We start from the raw sequence: 22,584 nt of genomic DNA, 5'->3' as shown, positions 1-22,584 counted from the left end.
CCGCGGACGGGACGGCTTTTTACATAAGCATTTAAGCGAAATCGTTACAAAAATAATTGAGTCAGACGTAACCTTTTGATAAAAAGATGGCACTTATATATGAACAGAACAAGCAACATGCCTATATGAAGGGAGTCCATAGCATTGAAGTCATGGATTGAAGGAGCAATGAAGGGCGAACCCGAAGCTTATGCGCAACTGATGGCGCAATATCGCGGAATGGCTCTTACTGTAGCCCATCACCGGCTGGGGGAACCATTCTGGGCAGAAGATGTTGTGCAGGAGGCCTTTACGGAGGCCTTTGGCAATCTGTCCAAACTGGAGGACCCAGAGGCCTTCCCGGGGTGGTTCAAGGTAATCGTAGAGAGGCAATGTTATCGCTGGCTACGACGCAAGCAGCATACCATGATTCCCGTTCAGGAGTTGGAGCATGTTTTCCAGGAAGAGGATCAGGCGCATAATCCGGAAAAACAAGCGGTGCAAAACGAAATGAATCGTACGCTGCGTGATTCTATTGCAATACTTCCATCATCGATGCGGATAGCTGTTGAACTGTTTTATTTGGAAGGATACTCGCTCAAGGAAATATCGGATTTCCTCGGAGTCAACGTACCTGCATTAAAGAAAAGACTGTTCGATGCCCGATCCAAACTCAAGCGCTCTATGCCTGTGAGAGATCTTGCCTCGATGTTCAATGATTTATATGAAGGAGGAAAAGGATTGTTACACATTATGAATGGGGACCACGCTGCCAATCGTTTAAGAGAGAGTGGAATTGAGGGGGATATCCTCGTATGGAGAGAATTATATACGTTTGGACCGGTAGTCCAAGATATGGGAGACGCAGAAGAGCGGAAGAATCGGGCATCCGTATTGGAACGGCAATTGGGCATTCCACAGACGGAATACTTGCAGATTGAGGAACTTGAACGCAAGTTGCATTCGTTTCAACAATATAAGGAGATTGTCTTATGGTTTGAATACGATCTCTATGACCAGACGATGTTATCTTACCTGTTACATTATTTCAACGGACAAGCGCTCCAGAATACGAAGCTGAACCTGCTCTGTATTGACTCGTATCCAGAGATTGAGCACTTTAGGGGATTGGGTCAGCTTACTTCCTCGCAGATCGAACGGTTGTCCGGGAGTTGGCATCTGATTGAGAAAAAGGAGCTACAAGCAGGTGCACAGTTCTGGGAAGCCTATACGTCAACGGATATACGGAATCATCTGGATTATTTACAGGCAGATACTTCTGCGCTACCCTTCGCAAAAGCTGCCTTTAAGGCGCATTTGTCCCGTGTACCGTCGGTATCCAATGGTCTTGGAGTCATTGAACAGACGACCCTGGAGACCGTTAGAGCGGGAGTAGATCGTCCATATCCTTTGTTTCGCGAGGTAGGGGAGAAGCTGCATATTCTTGGGATGGGTGATCTTGAATACTGGGCACATCTGAGGCGGATGACAGAAGGCCCTCATGCTCTGCTTCATATGATTGGAGCAACAACTTTCCCTAATTTCAAGCAGCATGATGAAACATTCCGGGATGGAGTCCTGTCGCTAACGGAACTCGGAATTCAGGTATTGAATGGAGAAGTCGATTGGGCACTGCTGAAACAGGATGAATTCTGGATCGGTGGATTGCATAATGCAAGTGGGAAACAGCCCAGCTGGCGCTGGAATCCTGCCTCTGAGACTGTAGTGGAGATTGAGTCTACATCGTAATTAGTGGATAGAATCTGGGGAAAGAACAGTATTGTAAAAGAGAGTATCCAGCCATGCGGAAGCATGAGCGAGGGTGCTCTCTTTGGTTTGGTTAGATGATTGTATGTGAAATGTTAAAAAAAACAGCGTAATCATTACTTTTGTTAAAGAAAAAAGGCGATTGTGCCATTTCGTTGTCATAGGACACGGATTGACTGTGTAGTGTAGAATTATATAATAAAAGAAGCATATCTTTGTTATTCGACAGAACAAGGTGGAGGTGGAAGCATTGGGAAGTTGAAATTGCATATGAACGGCAGAATGGCTAATATCCTACATTTTCGAAGGAGGTGGACCTATTTGCCGAAGAATGACGGCGAATAGGATGAAAATTTGAGTGACCCCTTACCGAGTATTTTAAATTTAGTATTAATTGGTTTACTTGTATTGATGAATGGTTTCTTTGTGTCGGCGGAATTCGCGATGGTGAAAGTTCGTGGAAGCCGGATCGAGACTTTGGTGGAAACAGGCAACAAAAATGCAATATATGCTTCCAATATCATACGTAATATGGATGCATATCTATCAGCTTGCCAATTAGGTATAACGCTCGCTTCACTGGGACTTGGATGGTTGGGAGAACCCGCAATTGCACACTTGTTAGAGCCCATGTTTACCGCATTTGGACTAGGACCCGTCTACGTTCATGGAATCTCTATTGCCATTGCATTTGTAATTATTACAATCCTGCATATTGTACTGGGGGAACTAGCTCCCAAGACGATGGCGATTCGAAAGTCTGAAACGATCACGCTGTGGTCTGCAGCCTTGCTAACGTTCTTCTACAAGTTAATGTATCCATTCATATGGGCACTAAACGGTATGGCTAATGGCTTGTTGAGACTTTTCCGAATGGCACCCGCTTCCGAGATGGACGACGCGCATAGTGAAGATGAATTACGTATTCTCATGAAAGAAAGCAATAAGAGCGGTTTAATTGATAATACTGAATTAGCACTTGTTGATAATATATTTGATTTTACGGATACAACCGCCCGTGAAATTATGATTCCGCGGACGGAAATGATCTGTCTGAATGCCAATCAGTCCATGCTGGAAAATCTGGAGATTGCCAGTGAGAGTATGCGAACAAGGTATCCGGTATATAACGGAGACAAGGATCATATTATCGGCTTTATTCACATTAAGGATCTGATGCGATCCCAACTTACGGATACCATCTCCGTGATCCGGCCTATCCTGGCTGTGCCAGATACCACCCTGATCAGTGATCTGCTTAAGCGTATGCAGCGTAGCAAAACGCAGATTGCGATTCTGATTGATGAATACGGGGGAACCTCCGGGCTTGTCACACTTGAAGATATCATGGAAGAGATCGTAGGCGAGATTCAGGATGAATTCGACCAGGAGCGTCCTGCCATTGAGCAAGTGGATGAGATGGAATACTCCATTGATGGCATGATGCTGATTGAAGAAGTCAGTGAACGATTCGGACTGGAGATGGACCGTGCCGATTACGATACCATCGGAGGTTGGCTATACTCCAGAGTGGATGCCATTCCACCTGAGGTCGGTCAATCGGTTGAGTATGGAGGTTATGTATTTGTCATTCAAGAGACAGAGCATAAGCGGATTTCCCGAGTGAATGTGATTAAGCTGGAACTGTTGGTTGAAGAAGAAGGCGCTTAGCCAGATCGAAATTCGAACAAATGAAGCTGTATGGTGACGAATGGTCATCGTACGGCTTCTTTGCATGCTCATGATTCCTGGGGTGTGAACAACAATACTTACATTACTGAATACATACGGGATGGAATAATTTAGGTTTCACCATATTTGAAAATGTATAAAAAAACAAAAGACGCTGCCGACATAGAATCGGAGCGTCTAATTTTTTTTGAAACCTGTCACCTGATTCGTCCGTTTATACCCTTACACAAAATGAAGTATAGAAGCGGAGGATGGATCAATATGCGGAAGATGAATAATAAGAGTGCAGTATCTATACTAAAAATAACCCTTGTTGCCTTGTTCATGGTGCCAACACTTCTGGTTATTCCTACGTCTGAACCAGCCGTTGCAAGCCCGATTATGAAGGTGTCCTCTGGTGCACTTACAGCTCCACCGCCGCCAGAACCATCCATCCATTCGCTCGCTAACACTCGCGAACGGGGACATATCTATCAAGCGGTCGGTGCAGTCATCCCTGGTGGAGGACTGTCGGCCATCGTGAATACCAAGACTACGACCTATACAGCAATGAAGACACTTTCCGTAGATTATCGGCTTGAGCGTTGGACAGGAACAGCATGGGTGACTTTCAAAGCTGGTTCCAACAATGAAATGAATACAAACTTACTCAATGCCTCATCGGATTGGACCGTTATGCCAGGATATTATTATCGCGTTACCAGTATTCATACAGCGTATGATGGAAGTACTACGGATACAAGCAAACATGTCTCTGGCACCGTGTTGTTTTGATATTATCGGCGGGTACTGCCAGGAAACTTCTGCTCTTGAAAATCGTTGGCAATCGCAGTCATTTCTTCTTCTGAAAGGGTGCCAAACAGACTCATATTGTTCGAGCCCATCATCCACTGAAAGGAGTTATAGGGTGGGCCGATATACATTAGTGCTTCCGTACCGTCTGCCAGCTTAACGGTGCTCATATCACGAAGCATGGCCCCTTCAATTTTCTCCCCAGGCATGACATAAACATAATCAAACTGGATAATCTCATCTTCTATGCTCTTGCCTTCACTGGTATATTGAACTCTCATTTGGGTGGACTCATAATAATCGTCTGGATTCACAGGGTTTTCTGTATCAAGCACAAGTTCGAATTTGACCTTATTGAATCGCTCCGGAATGGCCTTGGATAACAGAAAGTCACCCATGAACCCTTCACGTGCAATCTCTTCCGTAACAAGCACTGGACGAAGCACGTGGCGCGATAACTCATACGAAGGTGTATTAAGAGCCTCTTCTTCTTGTACTCTAAGAATATCTTCCAATGATGTTTCCGGTGGTGGAGGCGTTTTGGCGGTTGACGGATCAGCCCCCAGATGGGTCGTGCGATCTTCGATGATAATGGATTTCATGCCGTTGCCCCAATCCTTGATGGATTGCACGAATGGGGATACCGCTTGCGTACCGGATGGCAGGCTGAAAATAACCGCCCCGATGGTCACGGATGCAGCTACGACAACTGAAAGTCGCAAGGTACGTATTCTTTTTTTACGTAAACCGATTCTGTTAATTTCCCGTTGTACCTTCTGCCAGGATTGCTGCATGGATTCGGTATGGGAGGCGGAAGGGGCAGAGACAGCTTGATGGAAAGCCTCATCAAAAGCCATTTCAAACGCAGCGTCGAAATATTCGTCTTCCAGCTCGGGATCGAATTGCTCCACATGCTTATCGGACTTGCCTTTGCTCAATGCTTCCACCCCATTCCTTATGTAATTTCTTCTTGATACTGCCGCGGGCTCTGAACAAGCGTTGCTTCACAATCTCTTCGGAGGTATCCAGCAGTTCGGCCATCTCTCGGTAGGAGAGACCTTTTTTCCACCGTAACTCCACCAGTACACGGTATTCCGGTTTGAGCTGTCCGAGATAATATTCAATGGACTCTTCCATCATCTGCGTTTCTACCATACTTTCCACGGAAGCTGCTGTCTGATTCATCGTCTCCATATCTATAAAAACACTATCCGTATCCAATTGGTTACGGTTATTTTTATTTTTTCTCAGATAATTAATAGCGGTGTTCCGTGTGACGACCTTGAGCCAGGCTTTCAGTTTGACCTCGTCTTCGAAAATGGGTTTGTTTTTAATAATTTTGATAAAAGCTTCCTGAATAATATCTTCTGCTGCAGCACGCTCCTTGATGATATAAACGATAAGACCATGTACCATATTATAATATTCATAATACACTTCTTCCTGAAGTGCAGAGCCTAAATTATGGAAATCTGAGGCGAGTAGTAACTGGAGCCGATTGGCCATGATGTTCTCCTTTCTGGTGAACAATCCACAAACATTGGTATCATTACATTTTACAACATAATATGGAAACGATACAATGGGAGGTTGGTCCGAGAAAAACCAGAAGAAGAGAGCATGTGCAGCCTCCGGACAGTTTGCTGAAAATTAATAAAGAGGCTGTCTTGCAACCATGACCACATGGTTGCAAGACAGCCTTATGACCGAAAAGAGAATGTTTCTTTCGAGCACTTTTCCGTAATCAGTTAAAATGCCCAATCTCCTTTAAGGAAGATGGCTTCACGTTCACCGTTTGCCGTAATACCGTAGATATCCGTCTCGGGCGAGCCCATCATGAAGTCCACATGAGTAATGCTGGAATTCATGCCGCGAGCAGCAAGTTCTTCGGGAGACATCGTTTTGCCACCTTCGATATTGAATGCATAGGAACTGCCAATCGCAAGGTGGCAGGACGCATTCTCATCATACAATGTCGTGTAATACAAGATGCCACTCTCAGAGATCGGTGAATGAAAGGGAACCAAAGCGATTTCGCCGAGGTAATGTGATCCTTCATCCATCGAAATGAGTCTTTCCAGTGTGTCCTGACCTTCTTCAGCATGAAAATCAACGATGCGTCCGTTCTCGAATGTGAGTGAAAAACGATCAATGATACTGCCACCGTAGCTGAGTGGTTTGGTGCTGGACACCTTACCATTAACGCCATGCTTGGATGGAGCGGTGAATACTTCCTCTGTCGGGATATTGGCAACAAAAGGGATGCCTTGCTCATTTACGCTACCCGCCTGCGCCCAAATATGGCCTTCTGGAAGCTCGACTGTAAGATCCGTCCCGGGGGAGAGGAAATGAAGTGCATGATACTTTTTGTTATTGAGTGCCACAGCCTTGGTTTCCAGTCGTTCAATATGCTCTTCCCAGGCCGCTACAGGGTCCTCCAGGTCGGCTCTCACCGCAGCAAAAATGGCTTCCCACAGCTGGTTAACCTGCTCCGTTGCCGGAAGATCCGGGAATACTTTGGCTGCCCAAGCGGGAGAAGGACAAGCCACACCCGTCCAGCTCATTTTATCCGCTTGTTGATACTGTCGGTACTTGGCCATCGCCTGACCAAATGTACGCTGATGGGCCGAGATCCGCGCAGGATCAATACCTTTCATCAGATCCGGGCTGGATGACAATACGGTCAGGAAGGCTGCATTATTGGCCGCCAGTTCTTCAAGCTCCGATGCATGCCACTTCGGCGGCTCTTGGAAGGATTCCTCTGGGGCCATCTCAAACCGCAATCGATTCACCGTTTCATCACTGTATTTTACAATAACCTGCTTGGCACCGGCCTCGTATCCCTTACGCACAAGCAAGCGTACGAATTCAGCGGTATCAATCATTGCACTAATGACAAATACTTGTCCTGGCTGCACGTTTGCGCCTACTCTTACAGCCAGTTCAGCGTAACGATCCAGTTTTTGTTCAAAACTTAACATATGAGTTACCTCCAATTGTTGAATTAGTGACCTGTTGACGCAGGAAAAGAGAGGAGTGATCCCCTCTCTCCTAATACATCAAAGCGATTAAACAGCCCAGTTTCCTTGCAGGAAGATCGGATCTTCCGCACCTTCGGAGGTTACACCGTGGATGTTCATTTCTCCAGATCCAATCATGAAGTCCACATGAGTGAGACTGGAGTTCATGCCACGTTCAATCAACTCTTCTTTGGACATCGTTTTACCACCTTCCAGACAGAAGGCATAGGCATTACCGATCGCCAAATGATTGGACGCATTCTCATCAAACAACGTATTGTAGAACAGAATATTCGTATCCGAAATCGGTGACTGATGAGGAACAAGAGCAACTTCACCCAGATAGTGTGCGCCTTCATCCATCTCGATCAGGTTTTTCAGTGCGTCTAGTCCCTGCTCAGCGGTATAATCTACAATTCGACCATTCTCAAATGTCAGGGAGAATCCGTCAATCAGATTACCGCCGTAGCTCAGTGGTTTCGTGCTGCGAACGGTACCGTTAACACCGGTTTTCAGGGGAGCTGTGAATACTTCTTCGGTAGGCATATTGGCAATAAAGACATGTCCTTGCTCATTCACACTTCCACCGGATACCCAGATATGACCTTCTGGAAGTTCAATGGTCAAGTCTGTGCCTGGCGCTGTATAGTGAAGCTTCTTGTATTTTTTGTTGTTCAGCAGGTCAGCGCGGGAATCGAGATTTTGCAAATGGGTTTTCCATTCGGCAACAGCATCCTGTTCACCGATCCGTACGGTTTTGAAAATAACATCCCACAAGCGGTCCACTTGCTGTGCTTCCGGCAGGTCCGGGAATACTTTAGCTGCCCATTCCGGAGAAGGAACGGCTACAATAGACCAGCTGAATTTGTCAGCCATCTGATATGAACGATATTTTTCGAGCGCTTTACCGCGCACTTTTTGACTCGTAATAATGCGTTCCTGAGCTACACCGTTCAGCAGATCCGGGTTCTCAGCAATGACGTGCAGTACAGCTGCTCCTTCTTCAACGAGTTCAGTCATTTCAGCTGCAAACCATTTCGGTTCAATGGAGAAGGCTTCATCAGGTGCAAGATCGTAATGTAGACGTGTAACCGTTTCGTCGCTCCAGTTTACTTTAACCAATTTGGCACCTTTACCGTAAGCTGCTTTGACAATCAGTCGTACAAAATGTGCTGCCGAGATTGGTGCGTTAACCACAAGTGTCTGTCCAGGATGGATATTGACACCGACTTGTACAGCCAGTTCAGCATACTGCTGCAGATTCGTTTCGAAATTATTCATGCTATTTTTTCCTCCAATGTGATAATAATATCGTAGCTTGTTGGCGATTATAGATGTTGGTCAAACACGTATTATAGTCCTCATTACAACTATGTAAGGACTCAAATGGTTCCTTCATTGAATAAGGTATACGTTGCTACGTTATATATTGTACAATTAACCAATAATAATTACCAAACTAGGTTTACCAGAAATGTTGGAGACCGGCTGTAGATGAAAGATTAAAGGAGAGAATGATTGTGAATATTGAAATTATAAGTGCTGAAATGCGCCGTGAAGATGAAAAAAGTTTCGTAGGGAATACTGTTTTCCGTACAGAAGGCGAAAAGTCAGTATATGAGATTACCTTCATGAGCAAGAACGGAAAAGATTGGGACTACAGTTTGCATTTCACGGAGCAATCCGGTGATGAAGAAGAGCTATTGCGTATGGACGAGTTACTGGAGAATGATGATGATCTGTACAATCAATTGCTCGATGCTGCTTTGGAGGCATATCCGGCTTAACTGGCCGAGATGTTCTTGTTCTATTGTGTCGTGTCGATGACTATACTAGACGGTGTATGCCCGAAACAGGGTGTATACCGTCTATTTTATTGGAAATGTTGAATAGATGATCCAGAAAAGGGAAGTCTACGAGATGAATGGAACCAGAGAAATAATCCGCCAAATGGGAGGTAACCGTGAATGGCATCTGACAATCTGATTACAGAAGGGTTGACGGGACTTGAAGAAGTCGCGCCCGATATTCTCAGTTTACGTACACTATTCGTTAATGTCGTGTTCATCGGAGAGCCAGGAAGCAGGAACTGGGTCCTCGTGGACACCGGAATGGCGAGGTTCACAGATCATATTGTTCAGATTGCAACAGAACGATTTCAAGGTCCGCCGTCTGCGATCATTTTGACACACGGTCACTTCGACCATGTAGGAACCGTTATTGAACTGGAACAATTCTGGGGTGTGCCCGTATATGCTCATCCGCTTGAAATTCCGTATTTAACGGGATTGAAAGATTACCCGCCAGCGGACCCTTCTGTAGGTGGAGGTTTAATGTCCAGGTTGTCATTCGCGTATCCCAATGAGGCAATCAATCTGGATGATCGGATATTCAGTCTACCCAAAGATCACACTGTTCCAGGCTTAGCAGGATGGGAGTGGGTGCACACGCCAGGTCATACACCTGGACATGTGTCACTGTTTCGTGAAGCGGACCGTCTGTTAATTGCGGGAGACGCAATCATTACAGTGAAGCAGGAATCGCTGTGGAGTGTGTTGCTTCAGGACAAACAGTTGCATGGCCCGCCTTCCTATTTTACAACCGATTGGCAGGCTGCTCATCAATCGGTCCAGCATATAAGGCATCTGGAGCCGAAACTTGCGATTACCGGGCATGGGCATGCCTTGAGCGGAGATATGCTGAGAGAATCCCTGAAGAGGCTTGATATGGACTTTGAAGAAAGCACTGTGCCGGATCACGGCAAATATGTGGATTAATTCAACGAACATATGAAAGTATGCAGAGACAGCCGCAGGGGATTGCAGCTGTCTTTTTCCTGTCTTTTTTGTTTTTCTATCATGAATTTGTTCTCTTTCATAGATTGGTATTTTGTGCTCGGGCATGATATAGTCGAGCCGTATAATATAACCTTAGTATGCAGGAGGTACATATAACGATGACACAACAAAATGCAGCATTTGAAGAACAATTTGGAGGGATACCGGCCATTTGGCTTCGTTTTAATCAGTTTGAAGCGGCTGTTATTCCAAGCGTGGGTGCCAACCTCGTTGCTTTCCGTGATACAGAAAAGGGTTTCCGTTACTTAAGAGAGCCGAATCAGGATCAGATGGATGAGTTTATGGCTGCACCAGCGGTCTATGGAATTCCGATTCTATCTCCGCCGAATCGTTATGAGGATGGACGTTTCCCTTGGAATGGTCAAGTCTATCAGTTGCCTGTGAACGAACCGGCTACAGGTAACCATTTACATGGATTTTTGCATGATGCGGAGTGGAAGGTCGAAGGATATGGTTCTGATCAGTTGGAAAGCTATGTACTGCTTAGCCAGGACGTGAAAGAAGGACATACATTCCATCAGTACCTGCCGTTTACGTTCACCGTGACGCTTCGTTACTCTTTGAGCAGCCAAGGGCTTCAGCAACAATTAATTGTTCGTAATAACGGGCAAGAATACATGCCTAATCTGTTTGCATTCCACACGGCAATTGCTGTTCCTTTTGCACCGGATAGTCAATCCTCGGATTACACGGCCAAAGTTACGATTGGACAACGACGTGAATTGAATGAGCGTTCTCTGCCAACAGGACAATTTCAACCGCTTACACCTGAGGAAGAACAATTGAAGAAAGACGGAGTTAGTCCGTTCTTTGCTGCCATGGATAATCATTACACTGCAGAACCGCAAAATGGTCGTAACTATATGGAGCTCACGGACCACCGTACTGGAGACAAACTGGTCTATGATGTAGGTACTTCCTACAAGCACTGGATGATCTGGAATAATAACATGGGTGGCGAATTCTTCTGTCCTGAACCACAGATGAACCTGGTTAACGCTCCTAATGTTGAAGGCATCCCGGCAGAAGAAATCGGATTGGTCGGTCTGGAACCAGGTGAACTATTCGAACAGAGCAGCCGATTGTATCCAATTGCGGCACAAAAATAATTGATATTCGTTTTGCGCTACGCTTACAATTTTGTCGAAAGGTGAAAACCTGCTCGTAAATCATGTATAATATGACGAGATACACACGCTTTGTAGAGACCCAAACCATCTTTTTGGAGGAGGACAAGCAAGTGGAATACCGCATTGAGAGAGATACGTTAGGCGAAATGAAAGTACCAGCCGACAGGCTGTGGGGAGCTCAGACGCAGCGCAGCAAGGAGAATTTCCCGATTGGCAGCGAACATATGCCGATGGAAGTTATCCGTGCCCTTGCCATTTTGAAAAAAAGTGCTGCGGCCAGTAACCATAAATTAGGTAAATTATCTGCCGCTAAGTCCGATGCCATCGCTTATGCAGCAGACGAGATTATTGCAGGTCGTATCGATGACCATTTCCCACTGGTCGTGTGGCAGACTGGTAGCGGAACGCAATCCAATATGAACGTGAACGAAGTGATTGCCAATCTGGGGAACCAACTGCTGGAGCAAAAGGGAAAAGAAGAGCGTCTGCATCCAAATGATGACGTGAACATGTCCCAGAGCTCCAACGATACATTCCCAACGGCTCTGCATGTCGCAGGTGTTCTAGCTGTTGAGGATCAACTCTTGCCGGCCATTGCGGTATTAAAAGCGACTTTTGCAGACAAGTCGGAGGCATTCAAAGATATTATCAAGATTGGACGTACTCACCTTCAGGACGCAACACCAATTACGCTTGGCCAGGAGATCAGTGGTTGGGAAGCCATGCTGGGCAAGAGTGAGCGTATGATCCGTGAAAGTGTACAGTACCTGAAGGAGCTTGCGATCGGTGGTACAGCTGTCGGAACGGGCATCAATGCTCATCCGGACTTTGGGGACTTCACTGCCAAGGAGATTGGTAAACATACGGGGAAAGATTTTGTATCTGCACCAAACAAATTCCACGCCCTTACAAGTCATGATGAAGTTGTATATGCGCACGGTGCCGTTAAAGCGCTTGCAGCTGATTTGATGAAAATTGCCAATGATGTTCGCTGGTTGGCCAGTGGCCCCCGCAGTGGATTGGGCGAGATCCGTATTCCTGAGAATGAGCCAGGCAGTTCCATTATGCCGGGTAAAGTCAACCCAACTCAAAGCGAGGCCATCACTATGGTGGTTACGCAGGTCATGGGTAATGATGCAGCGATTGGTTTCGCGGCAAGTCAGGGTAATTTTGAACTGAATGTATTCAAACCGGTTATCATCTATAACTTCTTGCAATCCGTGCAACTGCTGGCGGACTCCATTATTGCGTTTAATGACAAGTGTGCCGTAGGCATTGAGCCTAACCTGGATCAGATTGAACATAATCTGAACAATTCGCTCATGCTGGTTACAGCCCTCAACCCGCATATTGGATATGAGAATGCAGCCAAAATTGCGAAGCTTGCGCATAAAGAAGGCTTGTCTTTGAAACAGGCGACGTTACAAACAGGCCTGCTTACCGAAGAGCAATTTGATCAATATGTCGATCCAGCCAAAATGATCGCTCCAAAGGCCTAAAATCAGACCAAATGAACAATATAGATCAATGAAGAGGGCGACCTGCACAAGCAGGTCGTTTTTCTTATGCTTACCGATGAACTTAAAGCTTGTCAGACTATACGTATCCATATAAACTACATATGCACTGGTTTTCATTTAATAGAATGGGATTCGTATATATTTGGAGGTTTCCGCGTTGTCAAAAACGAGAAGATTTACGATACGCTCCAAAATTTTATTGGGCTATCTTGTGGTTGTGCTTTTGTTTGGAGCTGTTCTGCTAGTGCTTACGGCCCAAATTAATGTACTACAGAAGGAAAATGATTTTATCTCTCATCATGATCTGGAAGTACATAATCTGACCAACGCGATTGAAAAAAATGTCTTGAACATGGAGACAGGACAGCGTGGATTCATGATTACAGGCAATGAGAGTTACTTGGAACCTTATTCTCAAGGTCTATCCCAGTGGAGTTCCAACTATGATAAGTTGAATGCTCTCATTAGTGACAATCCTTCGCAGCAGCAGAGTCTGCAAAGCATCAAAACTCATATTACGCGCTGGATTGAGATTGCTGGGGAGCCGTTGGTAAAGTTGAAAAAGCAAGAGGATCAAGCCAAAGTTGTTGCATTCTTTCAAACTGATCCGGGTAAAACTGAAATGGATCTACTACGCTCCCAACTTACTACCTTCCGTAACACAGAGATCGCATTGACAGAGGCAAGGGTAACCGATCTAGCCACACGGAGCTCCACATTGTTGACCATTATGTATACGCTGTGGGGGATTATTGCAGCATTATCGATTGCAGCGGCTCTTGTGATATCTGGAAATATCGTCAAAACGTTGCGAGATGTTATGCAGACCATCAGTGATATCTCCAAAGGTGGGAACCTGAAGCAGCGAATTCAGGTGCGGACACATGATGAAGTGGGGGATCTGGGCCACGAAACCAACAAATTACTGGATGAAGTACAGGAACAGAATCGGGTCAAGGACCAGATTACAGGCATTGCGACACTCTTGCAGAATCCGACCAATCTGGAGGGATTGTCCCGCTTGTTCCTGAGCGAGCTTGCCATGTTGTTTGAAGTTCCCTACAGCGTCTTGTATTACTGGAAAGACAATCGACTGCTGCGTGTGGCTGCATATGCTGCGGATGGTGAGAAAGAACGTTCGCTCGGTAAAGTGTCGCTTGCCCCCGGTGAGGGGCTGGTAGGTCAAAGTGCCGTGGAGAAGCGAGTCTTGCGCATGAATGATCTGCCCCAGAACTATATTCGAATCTCTTCGGGTCTCGGATATACATCTGCCACCTCTCTTACCGTAGTACCGGTCCTCTTTGAAGGCAGAACGATTGCGGTCATCGAGCTTGCTTCAATGAAGCCATTGCAAGAGAATAATATGAAGCTGATGCAAGAACTGACGGACATTTTTGGTGTTTCTTTACACTCGACCGTCACTCGCATGGAATTACAGCAATTATATGATGAGTCACAAGTTCTGAATGAAGAGTTACAGGCACAATCGGAGAAACTTCAGTCTCAGACCGAAGAAATGCTGTCTCAGACAGAGGAACTGCAAATGCAGACTGAAGAGCTTCATATGCTTAATGAACGTCTGGAAATACAGAAGAGCGCTGCTGAGACATCAGCCAATGAACTTGCAGTTGTGGCAGATCAGTTACGAACAAGCTCGGGGTACAAATCCGAATTCCTGGCGAACATGTCCCATGAATTACGGACACCGCTTAACAGCATGCTGATCCTGTCCGAAATATTGTCTGAGAATAAAAACCAACACCTGAATAGTGAAGAGCAGAACTATGCTTCGGTCATTCACAAGTCAGGCAAGGACCTGCTAAATCTGATCAATGATATTCTTGATCTATCCAAGGTAGAGGCCGGGCAGATGGAAGTGGATTTTGATGATGTCTATCTGAGCAGCCTGCCTGAAGTCATGAATCAGTATTTCCTGAAAACAGCGGAGCAGAAAAAAATAGATTTCCGAATTCAGCTCCAGAGTCCTTTACCGGAAACCATCGTGACTGACGAGATGAGAATGCATCAGATTCTCCGAAATCTGCTCTCAAACGCATTCAAGTTCACCAGTGAGGGTGAAGTTGCCTTAACCATCTCCAGAATGAGTCTGGCTCATCCTGAAGTGAAAGACCAAGAGACCGAAGTGATTGCTTTCTCCGTCAGTGATACAGGGATTGGCATTGCGGAAAACAAACTTTTGCAGATCTTTGATGCATTCAAACAGGCGGATGGAGCTACGGCACGTAAATATGGCGGGACAGGACTTGGTCTGTCGATCTCTCAATCGCTTGCAACTTTGCTGGGGGGTTCAATCTCGGCAACAAGTCGTGAAGGACATGGCAGTGTGTTCACATTGTTCCTGCCACTGCGAAGAGATGAACCGGAGACCATGAATGCATCGCGGTTGTTCCTGAATGAGGTGGCAAGCACTACACCTGAGATTAATAAGCTCCCTTCAATGACTTCCGAACCATCTGATGTTTTATTGACACCTCTGGAAGAATCTTTGCTCAGCGGTCGTCAAGTGCTTGTCGTTGATGATGATATTCGAAATGTATATGCGCTAGCTAACGCTCTTGAGCAGTACGGCATGAATGTCATTTCAGCTCAGAATGGCTATGAATGTCTGGAATTGTTGGAGCGTGGAGGCGTCAAGCCTGATATTATCATGATGGACATTATGATGCCGGAACTGGATGGTTATGAGACGACTCGCCAGATCCGTGAACGGCTTGGCATGACTCAGCTTCCGATTATTGCACTCACAGCCAAGGCCATGAAAGAGGATCGGGAGAAATGTATTGCAGCAGGTGCTTCAGACTATCTCAGCAAACCGCTGAATGTCAAAGATGTGTTATCCCGTATGAAATTATGGATGAATCACGAAACCATGGAAATCTGATCGTAGTTGAACTAAAAGTTATTTACACTGACACTACGATGACAGAACAACCCTCCAATCGCTGTTATCCCCAGATTTTTTCGATTCCCTTTTTTAAAGGGGAAAATCCGGGGATAAAGGCGAACGCTTCGCTTTTTCAGGTTTTTTCTGCCCTCTCCGTTATCGTGTAAATGGATTACTTCAACTTATGTGGATCATAATAATTTTAATAAAACCTATGCCGATTACAGCAAAGTGCGCTGTAATTAGGTCATAGGTTTTATTTTTTTGTCGTGTAAGCTTTATTGAATAAATTGATGTTATAATACTTAACAACAAACAAAGTTAAATGGATGAATATAGATGTAATTAGTAATGTAATCCAGAATTAATTCTGTTGAAACGAAAATAACATGATTTTGTGTTATATATATGGGAGGTAGTGTCCATGCAACTTACGGTTAAAGAGGCTTTACAGGTATACCCGTTGTCCGAGGCCAAACTGGTTGCGGGTGGAGAAGGGACTTCACGGATGATGAAATCCGTTAATGTCATGGACGCTCCTGATATCGCGGATTGGATCAAATCCGGAGAAATGTTGTTCACCACCGCTTTTATTATGAAAGACAGTGAAACAGACGCACTGCGTTTGATGCGGCGCTTGAATGAACGTGGCTGCGCAGGACTCGGCATCAAGCTGGGACGCTTCTGGCAGTCCATTCCCCAAGGCATTGTCGAGGAAGCGGATCGACTTCGGTTACCATTGCTGGAGCTTCCTTTTCAATTCACCTTCTCGGACCAGATGAATGCCTTGTTCAAGGCTGAGCATGAACGCAGTAACCGATTGCTGCATGAGGTTGTGCAGAAGCAAAAGAAATTAATGCAGTTTGCTCTGCAACAACAGCCACACCGGAATGTGTTTGCCGAACTTGCTACGGTGTTGAACTATCCGCTTGCCGTCATTGGTTCACGTGGGCATGTGCTCTATGGCAGTGAAGGCATTGCAGGGGATGCTGTAACCCAGGGCTGGCCATGGAAATCCGTCATGCACCGAGTGAAATGGAATCAGGGAAGTTGTCATCGCGTACCGATCAAGCAGAATGATGAAGAATACGGATCGTTGCTGGTGTTTACCGATTCAGCCTTATCCCTTCGGGCAGAAGAAGAACTGTTCCAACAGGCTGCCGATGTACTGGCATTTTATATGGATATGACTTATCGCGAGCATATTAATCCAACCGTTCAAGATGAGATGCGTATACTACTTTCACAGTATCTGGATAACAAAATGACCATTCAGGAATTGACCACCTTGAGTGAAAACAAAGGTGTACATCTGTTCCAGGGAACGTATCAGTGCGTACTGATTACGCTTGAGCCGACTCTCTTCGCCGAGGGAAAGCTGCTTAAACAGATTCATCGTGAATTACAATACAATCCGCTGATGCAATTCACGGCCTCACAGCATTTTCAGATCGAAGATGGCATTCTGTCCATCTATACCTGTCCAACAGGGAGAGACTATGGAGAGGAACTGTCAGGTTTTTTGTTGAACCGGTTCGGTGATGTGCTGGCAGCACAAGAAGCAAAAGGGGCACCGGCTCCGCGTTTCTGGATCAGCAAAATGAAACATGAACCCAAATCGCTCCGTGAAGCGTATCAGGAATGTCTGGATACTCGACAACTGGCTCGTCGATTCGGCATGAAAGACCGTGCGTTGCAATTTGAAATGCTCGAATTTGCCTATGTGTTCCAACATGTACCGGATAACATCATGGAGAATTACTGCAATAAAGTACTTGAACCGTTACTTGCCAGAGACGGTGATCCCAATCAGGTATTAATGAATACATTGGAGTCCTTTATTGAGAACGATGGACTGATCAATGAAGCTGCCAAGCAGCTGTTTGTGCATCGAAACACGGTCACCTATCGTATGGAGAAAGTCGGCAGCTTGCTGCAAATGGACTTTAAGAAGACGAATGATCTGCTGAAATTAAAGCTGGTATTCACCTTCCGCAAGTTTGTGCGGGACAAAGCAGCTGCAAGACCGCATAATGTGCAACTCTAACCGCGCATTGTGCAAGATGACAATGCTAATGGGTCTTAGACCCATGAACCGCATTCCCTTGATGGAGTGCGGTTTTTTCATGTTTAAGGACAATAAAAGCTGAACTTCCCGTGCACAGCAAACAAATCGAAACTCTGATGTTATGTTATATTACAAAATTGCGTAAATATTGTTGTCGCGACATTGAACGACACTTAGAATGAAGAACAATAATCCATAACAGACCGGAGGTTCTAACATGAGCGACTTAATTAAACTTGTTAACAACTGGTCTATCACGCAGTTCGTGCATACGTTTGGCGGCTTATTTGAAGAATCACCATGGGTGGCTGAGCGTTCCGGGCTTTTACGACCGTTTGATTCATTTGAACAGATGATGAACGTGATGAAGAACGTGGTTCAGGCATCGGATGACCAGGTGAAGTTGCAATTGCTTCGAAATCACCCGGATCTTGGAGCACGAATCAGCATGAGCAGCAATTCCGTTCAGGAACAAGCTGGTGCAGGCCTTGATTCACTCTCACAAGAGCAATACAACGAACTTCAACAATTAAACAAAGCATATACAAGCCAATTCGGCTTTCCATTCATACTGGCTGTAAAAGGCCATACCGCAAGCTCCATCCTCGAATCCATGAGGCAACGTCATCGCCGAGGCAGGGAAGAAGAATTCGAGACTGCCTTGAGGGAAGTATTCAAGATTGCGGGCATTCGCTTGGAGCAGTGGCTCGCACAGATCGGTCATGAACATGAGTTTGTGAGCAAGCCAGCCGCAGTGCAGCAGCGGACCATGTATTACGGCAAAGGGGATGTGTGGATGTACCGTTCCTACGCCAAACCGTTGACGGGCATACAGTCCATTCCGGAATCGCCGTTCATGGGACGCAGCAATATTCTGTTTGGATTAAACATTAAGGTCGCTGTGCAGGGTGATGAATTCTTGCCTTCTTTTGCAGAAGGGGATAATTCGCTGGTGGTCGCAACTGATTCAATGAAAAATTTCATTCTGAAACATGCAGCGGATTATACAGGGGCAACGGTGGAAGGATTTCTTGCGCTGGTAAGCCGTCGTTTCCTGGAGACGTATCCGCAGATGAGCAAGGTTCAGATGACAGCGGACCAGATTCCTTTTGAAGATATACCCATTGGATTAGAAGGAAGCTATCGACCGAGTACGCTCGTATTTCGTTATTCACAGAATGATCGTGCGACAGCTGCCGTGGAAGCAGAACGAACAGGAGACTCGATCGAATTAAGCAACCATTTCAGTGGTGTAGCCGATCTAAGACTGATCAAGGTCAAAGGCAGTGAATTTGCCGGATTTATGCAGGATGAATATACCACTCTTCCAGAGACATGGGATCGACCGTTATTTATTTTCCTGAACATCAATTGGCGTTATGAAGATCCGAGAGATGGCATGGATGATCAGCGTGGACGGTATGTAGCGGCGGAACAGGTCAGAGACTTGGCTGCTGCGGTGTTTCACGAGTGTCGATCTGCTTCCATTCAACATCTGATTTACCAGATTGGACGGAGGTTGTTAAGTCGATTTGAGCAACTGAGTGAGGTTTCATTTGAATCCAACAATCGGACTTGGGAGACAGTGCTGGAGGAAGTGAAGGAGGGAGAAGGCAAAGTATTTACCGAACCGAGACCACCTTATGGATTCCAGGGTTTCTCGATGACAAGGGATGATCTGGGAACAGGCGGCCGTGACGCCGGGAAAGAAGGTGACGTCTAATGTCGATGTCTGATGGCCGAATTACAACACATGTGCTGGATACCTCCAAAGGTGTGCCTGCTGCGGGTGTTCGGATCGAACTGTATACCCTGAAGAGGGATGGTGAACAAGAAAACAAGACAAAAGTAGCTGAGTCGGTGACCAATGCGGATGGGCGTTTGGATGCACCGCTGCTGGATGGAGGCAAGTTGGAGCCAGCGATATATGAGCTTCAATTCCATGTCGAGAGTTATTACGCACATCGTTCATTGGAGGAGCTGGGGCAGGCATTATGGACGATTGTTCCGATACGGTTTGCCGTATCTGATGCCTCAAGCCATTACCATATTCCATTATTGATTGCTCCAGGAGGTTACAGTACATACCGGGGAAGCTGAACATGCACATATCCGGTTCTGATTCAGGGGGAGGGTCATCCACATGATTACATTTGATACCATCATCCGGGGGGCCCGGGTGGTGCTGAGAGATCGGGTAGAGCAACTGGATATTGGCATTACGGGTGAGAAAATTACGGAACTATCCACGCGGCTGACTGCTGGTGAAGCGACTTGCATCATAGAAGCTGAGGGGCTTACAGTGATGCCGGGTGTCGTGGACATTCATGTACACTTCAATGAACCCGGACTCGCGAGTTGGGAGGGATTCCAGTCAGGTTCGGCAGCCCTTGCCGCAGGAGGAATCACGACCTATGTTGATATGCCGCTTAACGGCGTACCCCCAACCACAAGGCCGGAAGCATGGGAGATGAAAATGAAAGCAGCCGCAGACCAATCGTATGTTGATTTTGCTTTCTGGGGAGGTTTGGTTCCCGGCAACCGGGATGAACTTGCTCCACTGGCACGGCTGGGGGCTGCGGGATTCAAGGCATTTATGTCCGAGCCGGGTGGAGATGGGGAAGACATCTTTGCCAGAGCTGATGACCATACGCTGCTGGACGGGATGAAAGAACTTGCAACATTAAACCGTGTGCTGGCACTTCATGCAGAGGACGAAGGCATCGTTGCCGAACTTGCTACGAGAAGCATCGCAGAGGGAAAGACGAAACCGATGGATTATATCCGGTCTCGTCCTGTGGAAGCTGAAGTCGTCGCGGTTGCCCGAGCGTTGAAATACGGCGAACAGACCGGGTGTGCGCTGCATTTTGTGCATATTAGCACCCGGGAAGCGCTGGATCTGATTGCAGCAGCCAAACGGCGTGGGCAAGACGTCACTTCGGAGACATGCCCTCATTATCTGACGCTGACCGAGAAGGATGTGGTTCGATTGGGTGCTGTAGCAAAATGCGCTCCACCTCTTCGCAGCTCTTCCGAACAGGAGCAGTTATGGGATGCACTGAATTCAGGATTGATTGATGTTATCGCCTCAGACCATTCTCCTTGCCCACCATCCATGAAACAATCGGATAACTTCTTTGAAATCTGGGGCGGTATATCCGGGGCACAAAGCACATTGCTAATCATGCTGGAGGAAGGACATCTTCAGCGAAATATCGACCTTCCGTTGCTCGGAAGAGTGCTCTCTCTGCAGCCTGCCAGAAGGCTTGGTCTGGAGAATAAAGGGGAGATTGCAATTGGCATGGATGCAGATCTGGTTCTGATTGACTGGGGTAAGGGCACGACCCTGAACACGGAGGATCTGCTCTACACGCATAAACAGAGCCCTTATGTGGGACGTACCTTTAAGTGTCAGATTGCAGATGTATTTTGCCGTGGTCAGCGCGTCTACAACTCGGAATCCGGGTTATCTCCTTTGCCTGTCGGGCAACACATTGCGGCTTATTCTTCTAGTCCCATTGAAGTGGGAACGGAGGAGACGCCATGACGGAGTCTGGAGTATACCGGTCATCTGGTACCAATAACGCACCGCTTCCTTTGCCAAATGTGGAACAGGTGGAGCTGCAAGCCATGCTTGACTGGCTGTCGACATATGGTGCGGATGCACAGGGCGGCGTCACACGACTGTTGTATGACTCGGCTTGGTGTGAAGCACAAGGTGCCCTTGCTGCCAAAATGCAGGAAAAAGGGCTGTCTCCCGAGTTCGACCAGTCCGGTAATCTGTATGGCACACTGGAGGGCGAGGGTAAGGGATCAGCGACTGGTACTGAAGAATTACCAATCGTGACCGGATCACATATCGATACCGTGGTGTATGGTGGAAAGTATGATGGTGCTTACGGTGTGGTGGCGGGTGTCCTTGCTTTGGAGTATTTGCAGAAGCATTTCGGAGCACCGAAGCGCACACTTCAAGTGGTCTCCCTATGTGAGGAAGAGGGGAGTCGATTCCCTTTTGCATATTGGGGCTCACGCAGTATAACAGGAACAACGTCTCTGCAAGATGTAGAGCATTTGAAGGATCAAGACGGCGTCACCTTTGCACAAGCGATCCGCGATGCGGGCTTTGGACCCGATAGTGCATATAGACCGGCCGCAAAAAAATATGGTGCCTTTATTGAGCTTCATATTGAGCAAGGTCAGGTTCTGGAACGTCTTGGACATTCGATTGGCGTTGTATCCGATATTGTAGGTCAGAAGCGGTTCAGTATCACCGTCAGCGGAGAAGCGAATCACGCGGGAACGACACCGATGTCCTGGCGCAAGGATGCATTAGCCGGAGCAGCTGAGATGATTACTGCAGTAAGGGATATTGCATTGCAAGCAGGAGAACCGCTGGTAGCCACGGTTGGGCGAATCACAGCCGATCCGGGTGTGGGGAATGTGGTTGCAGCACGAGCTGTGTTTTCACTGGATATCCGTCATATTCGGCAGGAAAGTATTGATCGCTGCTGGCAGGATATGCTCCAGGTTTTTAGTAAGATCGCAGCCGAGCAGCAGCTCGGACTGGACTGGGAAGAACATCTGTCGGTGACGCCCATTCCTATGAATGCAGAAATGATCTCAGACATCCAAGATACCTGTGAGCAGGAGCAGTTGTCCTATTGGCTAATGCCAAGCGGAGCGGGACATGATTCGCAGATTTTTCAGCCGGCTTGTCCGACAGCCATGATTTTTGTGCCGAGTCAGGACGGTATCAGTCATAATCCACTTGAATATACAGCTGAAGCAGACCTGATGCACGGTTTTCGGGTTCTGGTTCGGCTACTCTATAAATACGGTTACGGGAGTTGAAT

General features: G+C 46.6%; 17 protein-coding genes. 13 read left to right on the top strand and 4 right to left on the bottom strand.

The genetic code is table 11. The features are described from left to right. Positions 1-144: 144 nt before the first annotated feature. The 3 genes from MKX40_RS17160 to MKX40_RS17150 all read left to right on the top strand — a co-directional run bounded on the left by MKX40_RS17160 (position 145) and on the right by MKX40_RS17150 (position 4,212). Positions 145-1,728 (top strand): sigma-70 family RNA polymerase sigma factor, encoded by a 1,584-nt coding sequence (locus MKX40_RS17160; protein ID WP_339234338.1) that lies wholly within the window; start codon positions 145-147, stop codon positions 1,726-1,728. Positions 1,729-2,100: 372 nt separating this feature from the next. Beyond that, positions 2,101-3,417, top strand: a complete 1,317-nt coding sequence (locus tag MKX40_RS17155; protein ID WP_339234336.1) for a hemolysin family protein — start codon at positions 2,101-2,103, stop codon at positions 3,415-3,417. A gap of 282 nt (positions 3,418-3,699) precedes the next feature. Further along, positions 3,700-4,212, top strand: a complete 513-nt coding sequence (locus tag MKX40_RS17150) for a hypothetical protein (RefSeq protein WP_339234334.1) — start codon at positions 3,700-3,702, stop codon at positions 4,210-4,212. Positions 4,213-4,214: 2 nt separating this feature from the next. Here MKX40_RS17150 and MKX40_RS17145 read toward each other — a convergent pair whose 3' ends face one another. The 4 genes from MKX40_RS17145 to MKX40_RS17130 all read right to left on the bottom strand — a co-directional run bounded on the left by MKX40_RS17145 (position 4,215) and on the right by MKX40_RS17130 (position 8,531). Further along, a complete protein-coding gene (locus MKX40_RS17145) occupies positions 4,215-5,168 on the bottom strand; it encodes a hypothetical protein (RefSeq protein WP_339234333.1) in 954 nt (317 codons plus the stop codon). After that, complete coding sequence (locus MKX40_RS17140) at positions 5,146-5,736, bottom strand: sigma-70 family RNA polymerase sigma factor (RefSeq protein ID WP_339234332.1); 591 nt, start codon at positions 5,734-5,736, stop codon at positions 5,146-5,148. The genes MKX40_RS17145 and MKX40_RS17140 overlap by 23 nt, the downstream gene beginning before the upstream one ends. Before the next feature lie 242 nt (positions 5,737-5,978). Then, the gene (locus tag MKX40_RS17135) at positions 5,979-7,211 is read right to left on the bottom strand and encodes an aminopeptidase (RefSeq protein ID WP_339234330.1); all 1,233 of its coding nucleotides are present in this window, start codon (positions 7,209-7,211) and stop codon (positions 5,979-5,981) included. 87 nt (positions 7,212-7,298) lie between these two features. Then, on the bottom strand, positions 7,299-8,531 hold the full coding sequence (locus MKX40_RS17130) for an aminopeptidase (RefSeq protein WP_339234328.1): 1,233 nt from the start codon (positions 8,529-8,531) through the stop codon (positions 7,299-7,301). 239 nt (positions 8,532-8,770) lie between these two features. On the opposite strand from MKX40_RS17130, the gene MKX40_RS17125 reads away from it, so the two are divergent. From MKX40_RS17125 to MKX40_RS17080, 10 genes are all read left to right on the top strand, one after another. Beyond that, positions 8,771-9,037: a hypothetical protein gene (locus MKX40_RS17125; protein WP_339234326.1), complete on the top strand. Its 267-nt coding sequence runs from the start codon at positions 8,771-8,773 to the stop codon at positions 9,035-9,037. 180 nt (positions 9,038-9,217) lie between these two features. Further along, positions 9,218-10,027 (top strand): MBL fold metallo-hydrolase, encoded by an 810-nt coding sequence (locus tag MKX40_RS17120; protein ID WP_339234325.1) that lies wholly within the window; start codon positions 9,218-9,220, stop codon positions 10,025-10,027. A gap of 179 nt (positions 10,028-10,206) precedes the next feature. Then, positions 10,207-11,217: an aldose 1-epimerase gene (locus MKX40_RS17115; RefSeq protein WP_339234323.1), complete on the top strand. Its 1,011-nt coding sequence runs from the start codon at positions 10,207-10,209 to the stop codon at positions 11,215-11,217. 131 nt (positions 11,218-11,348) lie between these two features. Further along, positions 11,349-12,737, top strand: coding sequence for a class II fumarate hydratase (fumC, locus tag MKX40_RS17110; protein ID WP_074095411.1), 1,389 nt, complete (start codon positions 11,349-11,351; stop codon positions 12,735-12,737). Positions 12,738-12,915: 178 nt separating this feature from the next. Further along, on the top strand, positions 12,916-15,660 hold the full coding sequence (locus tag MKX40_RS17105; protein WP_339234322.1) for a CHASE3 domain-containing protein: 2,745 nt from the start codon (positions 12,916-12,918) through the stop codon (positions 15,658-15,660). A gap of 427 nt (positions 15,661-16,087) precedes the next feature. Beyond that, positions 16,088-17,710, top strand: coding sequence for a PucR family transcriptional regulator ligand-binding domain-containing protein (locus tag MKX40_RS17100; protein WP_339234321.1), 1,623 nt, complete (start codon positions 16,088-16,090; stop codon positions 17,708-17,710). Positions 17,711-17,948: 238 nt separating this feature from the next. Continuing rightward, positions 17,949-19,454: a factor-independent urate hydroxylase gene (pucL, locus tag MKX40_RS17095; protein WP_339234318.1), complete on the top strand. Its 1,506-nt coding sequence runs from the start codon at positions 17,949-17,951 to the stop codon at positions 19,452-19,454. Next, positions 19,454-19,831 (top strand): hydroxyisourate hydrolase, encoded by a 378-nt coding sequence (gene uraH / locus MKX40_RS17090; RefSeq protein ID WP_091019526.1) that lies wholly within the window; start codon positions 19,454-19,456, stop codon positions 19,829-19,831. The genes pucL and uraH overlap by 1 nt, the downstream gene beginning before the upstream one ends. 43 nt (positions 19,832-19,874) lie before the next feature. Beyond that, positions 19,875-21,278 (top strand): allantoinase AllB, encoded by a 1,404-nt coding sequence (allB, locus tag MKX40_RS17085; protein ID WP_339234314.1) that lies wholly within the window; start codon positions 19,875-19,877, stop codon positions 21,276-21,278. Then, the gene (locus tag MKX40_RS17080) at positions 21,275-22,582 is read left to right on the top strand and encodes a M20 family metallo-hydrolase (protein ID WP_339234312.1); all 1,308 of its coding nucleotides are present in this window, start codon (positions 21,275-21,277) and stop codon (positions 22,580-22,582) included. The genes allB and MKX40_RS17080 overlap by 4 nt, the downstream gene beginning before the upstream one ends. Positions 22,583-22,584: the final 2 nt, after the last annotated feature.

Origin of the sequence: Paenibacillus sp. FSL R5-0517 (assembly GCF_037974355.1) — a bacterium.
In the GTDB taxonomy this organism is placed as follows: domain Bacteria; phylum Bacillota; class Bacilli; order Paenibacillales; family Paenibacillaceae; genus Paenibacillus.
The sequence above is the reverse complement of the archived record's forward strand: the minus strand, read 5'-3'. Positions and strand labels throughout refer to the sequence as shown.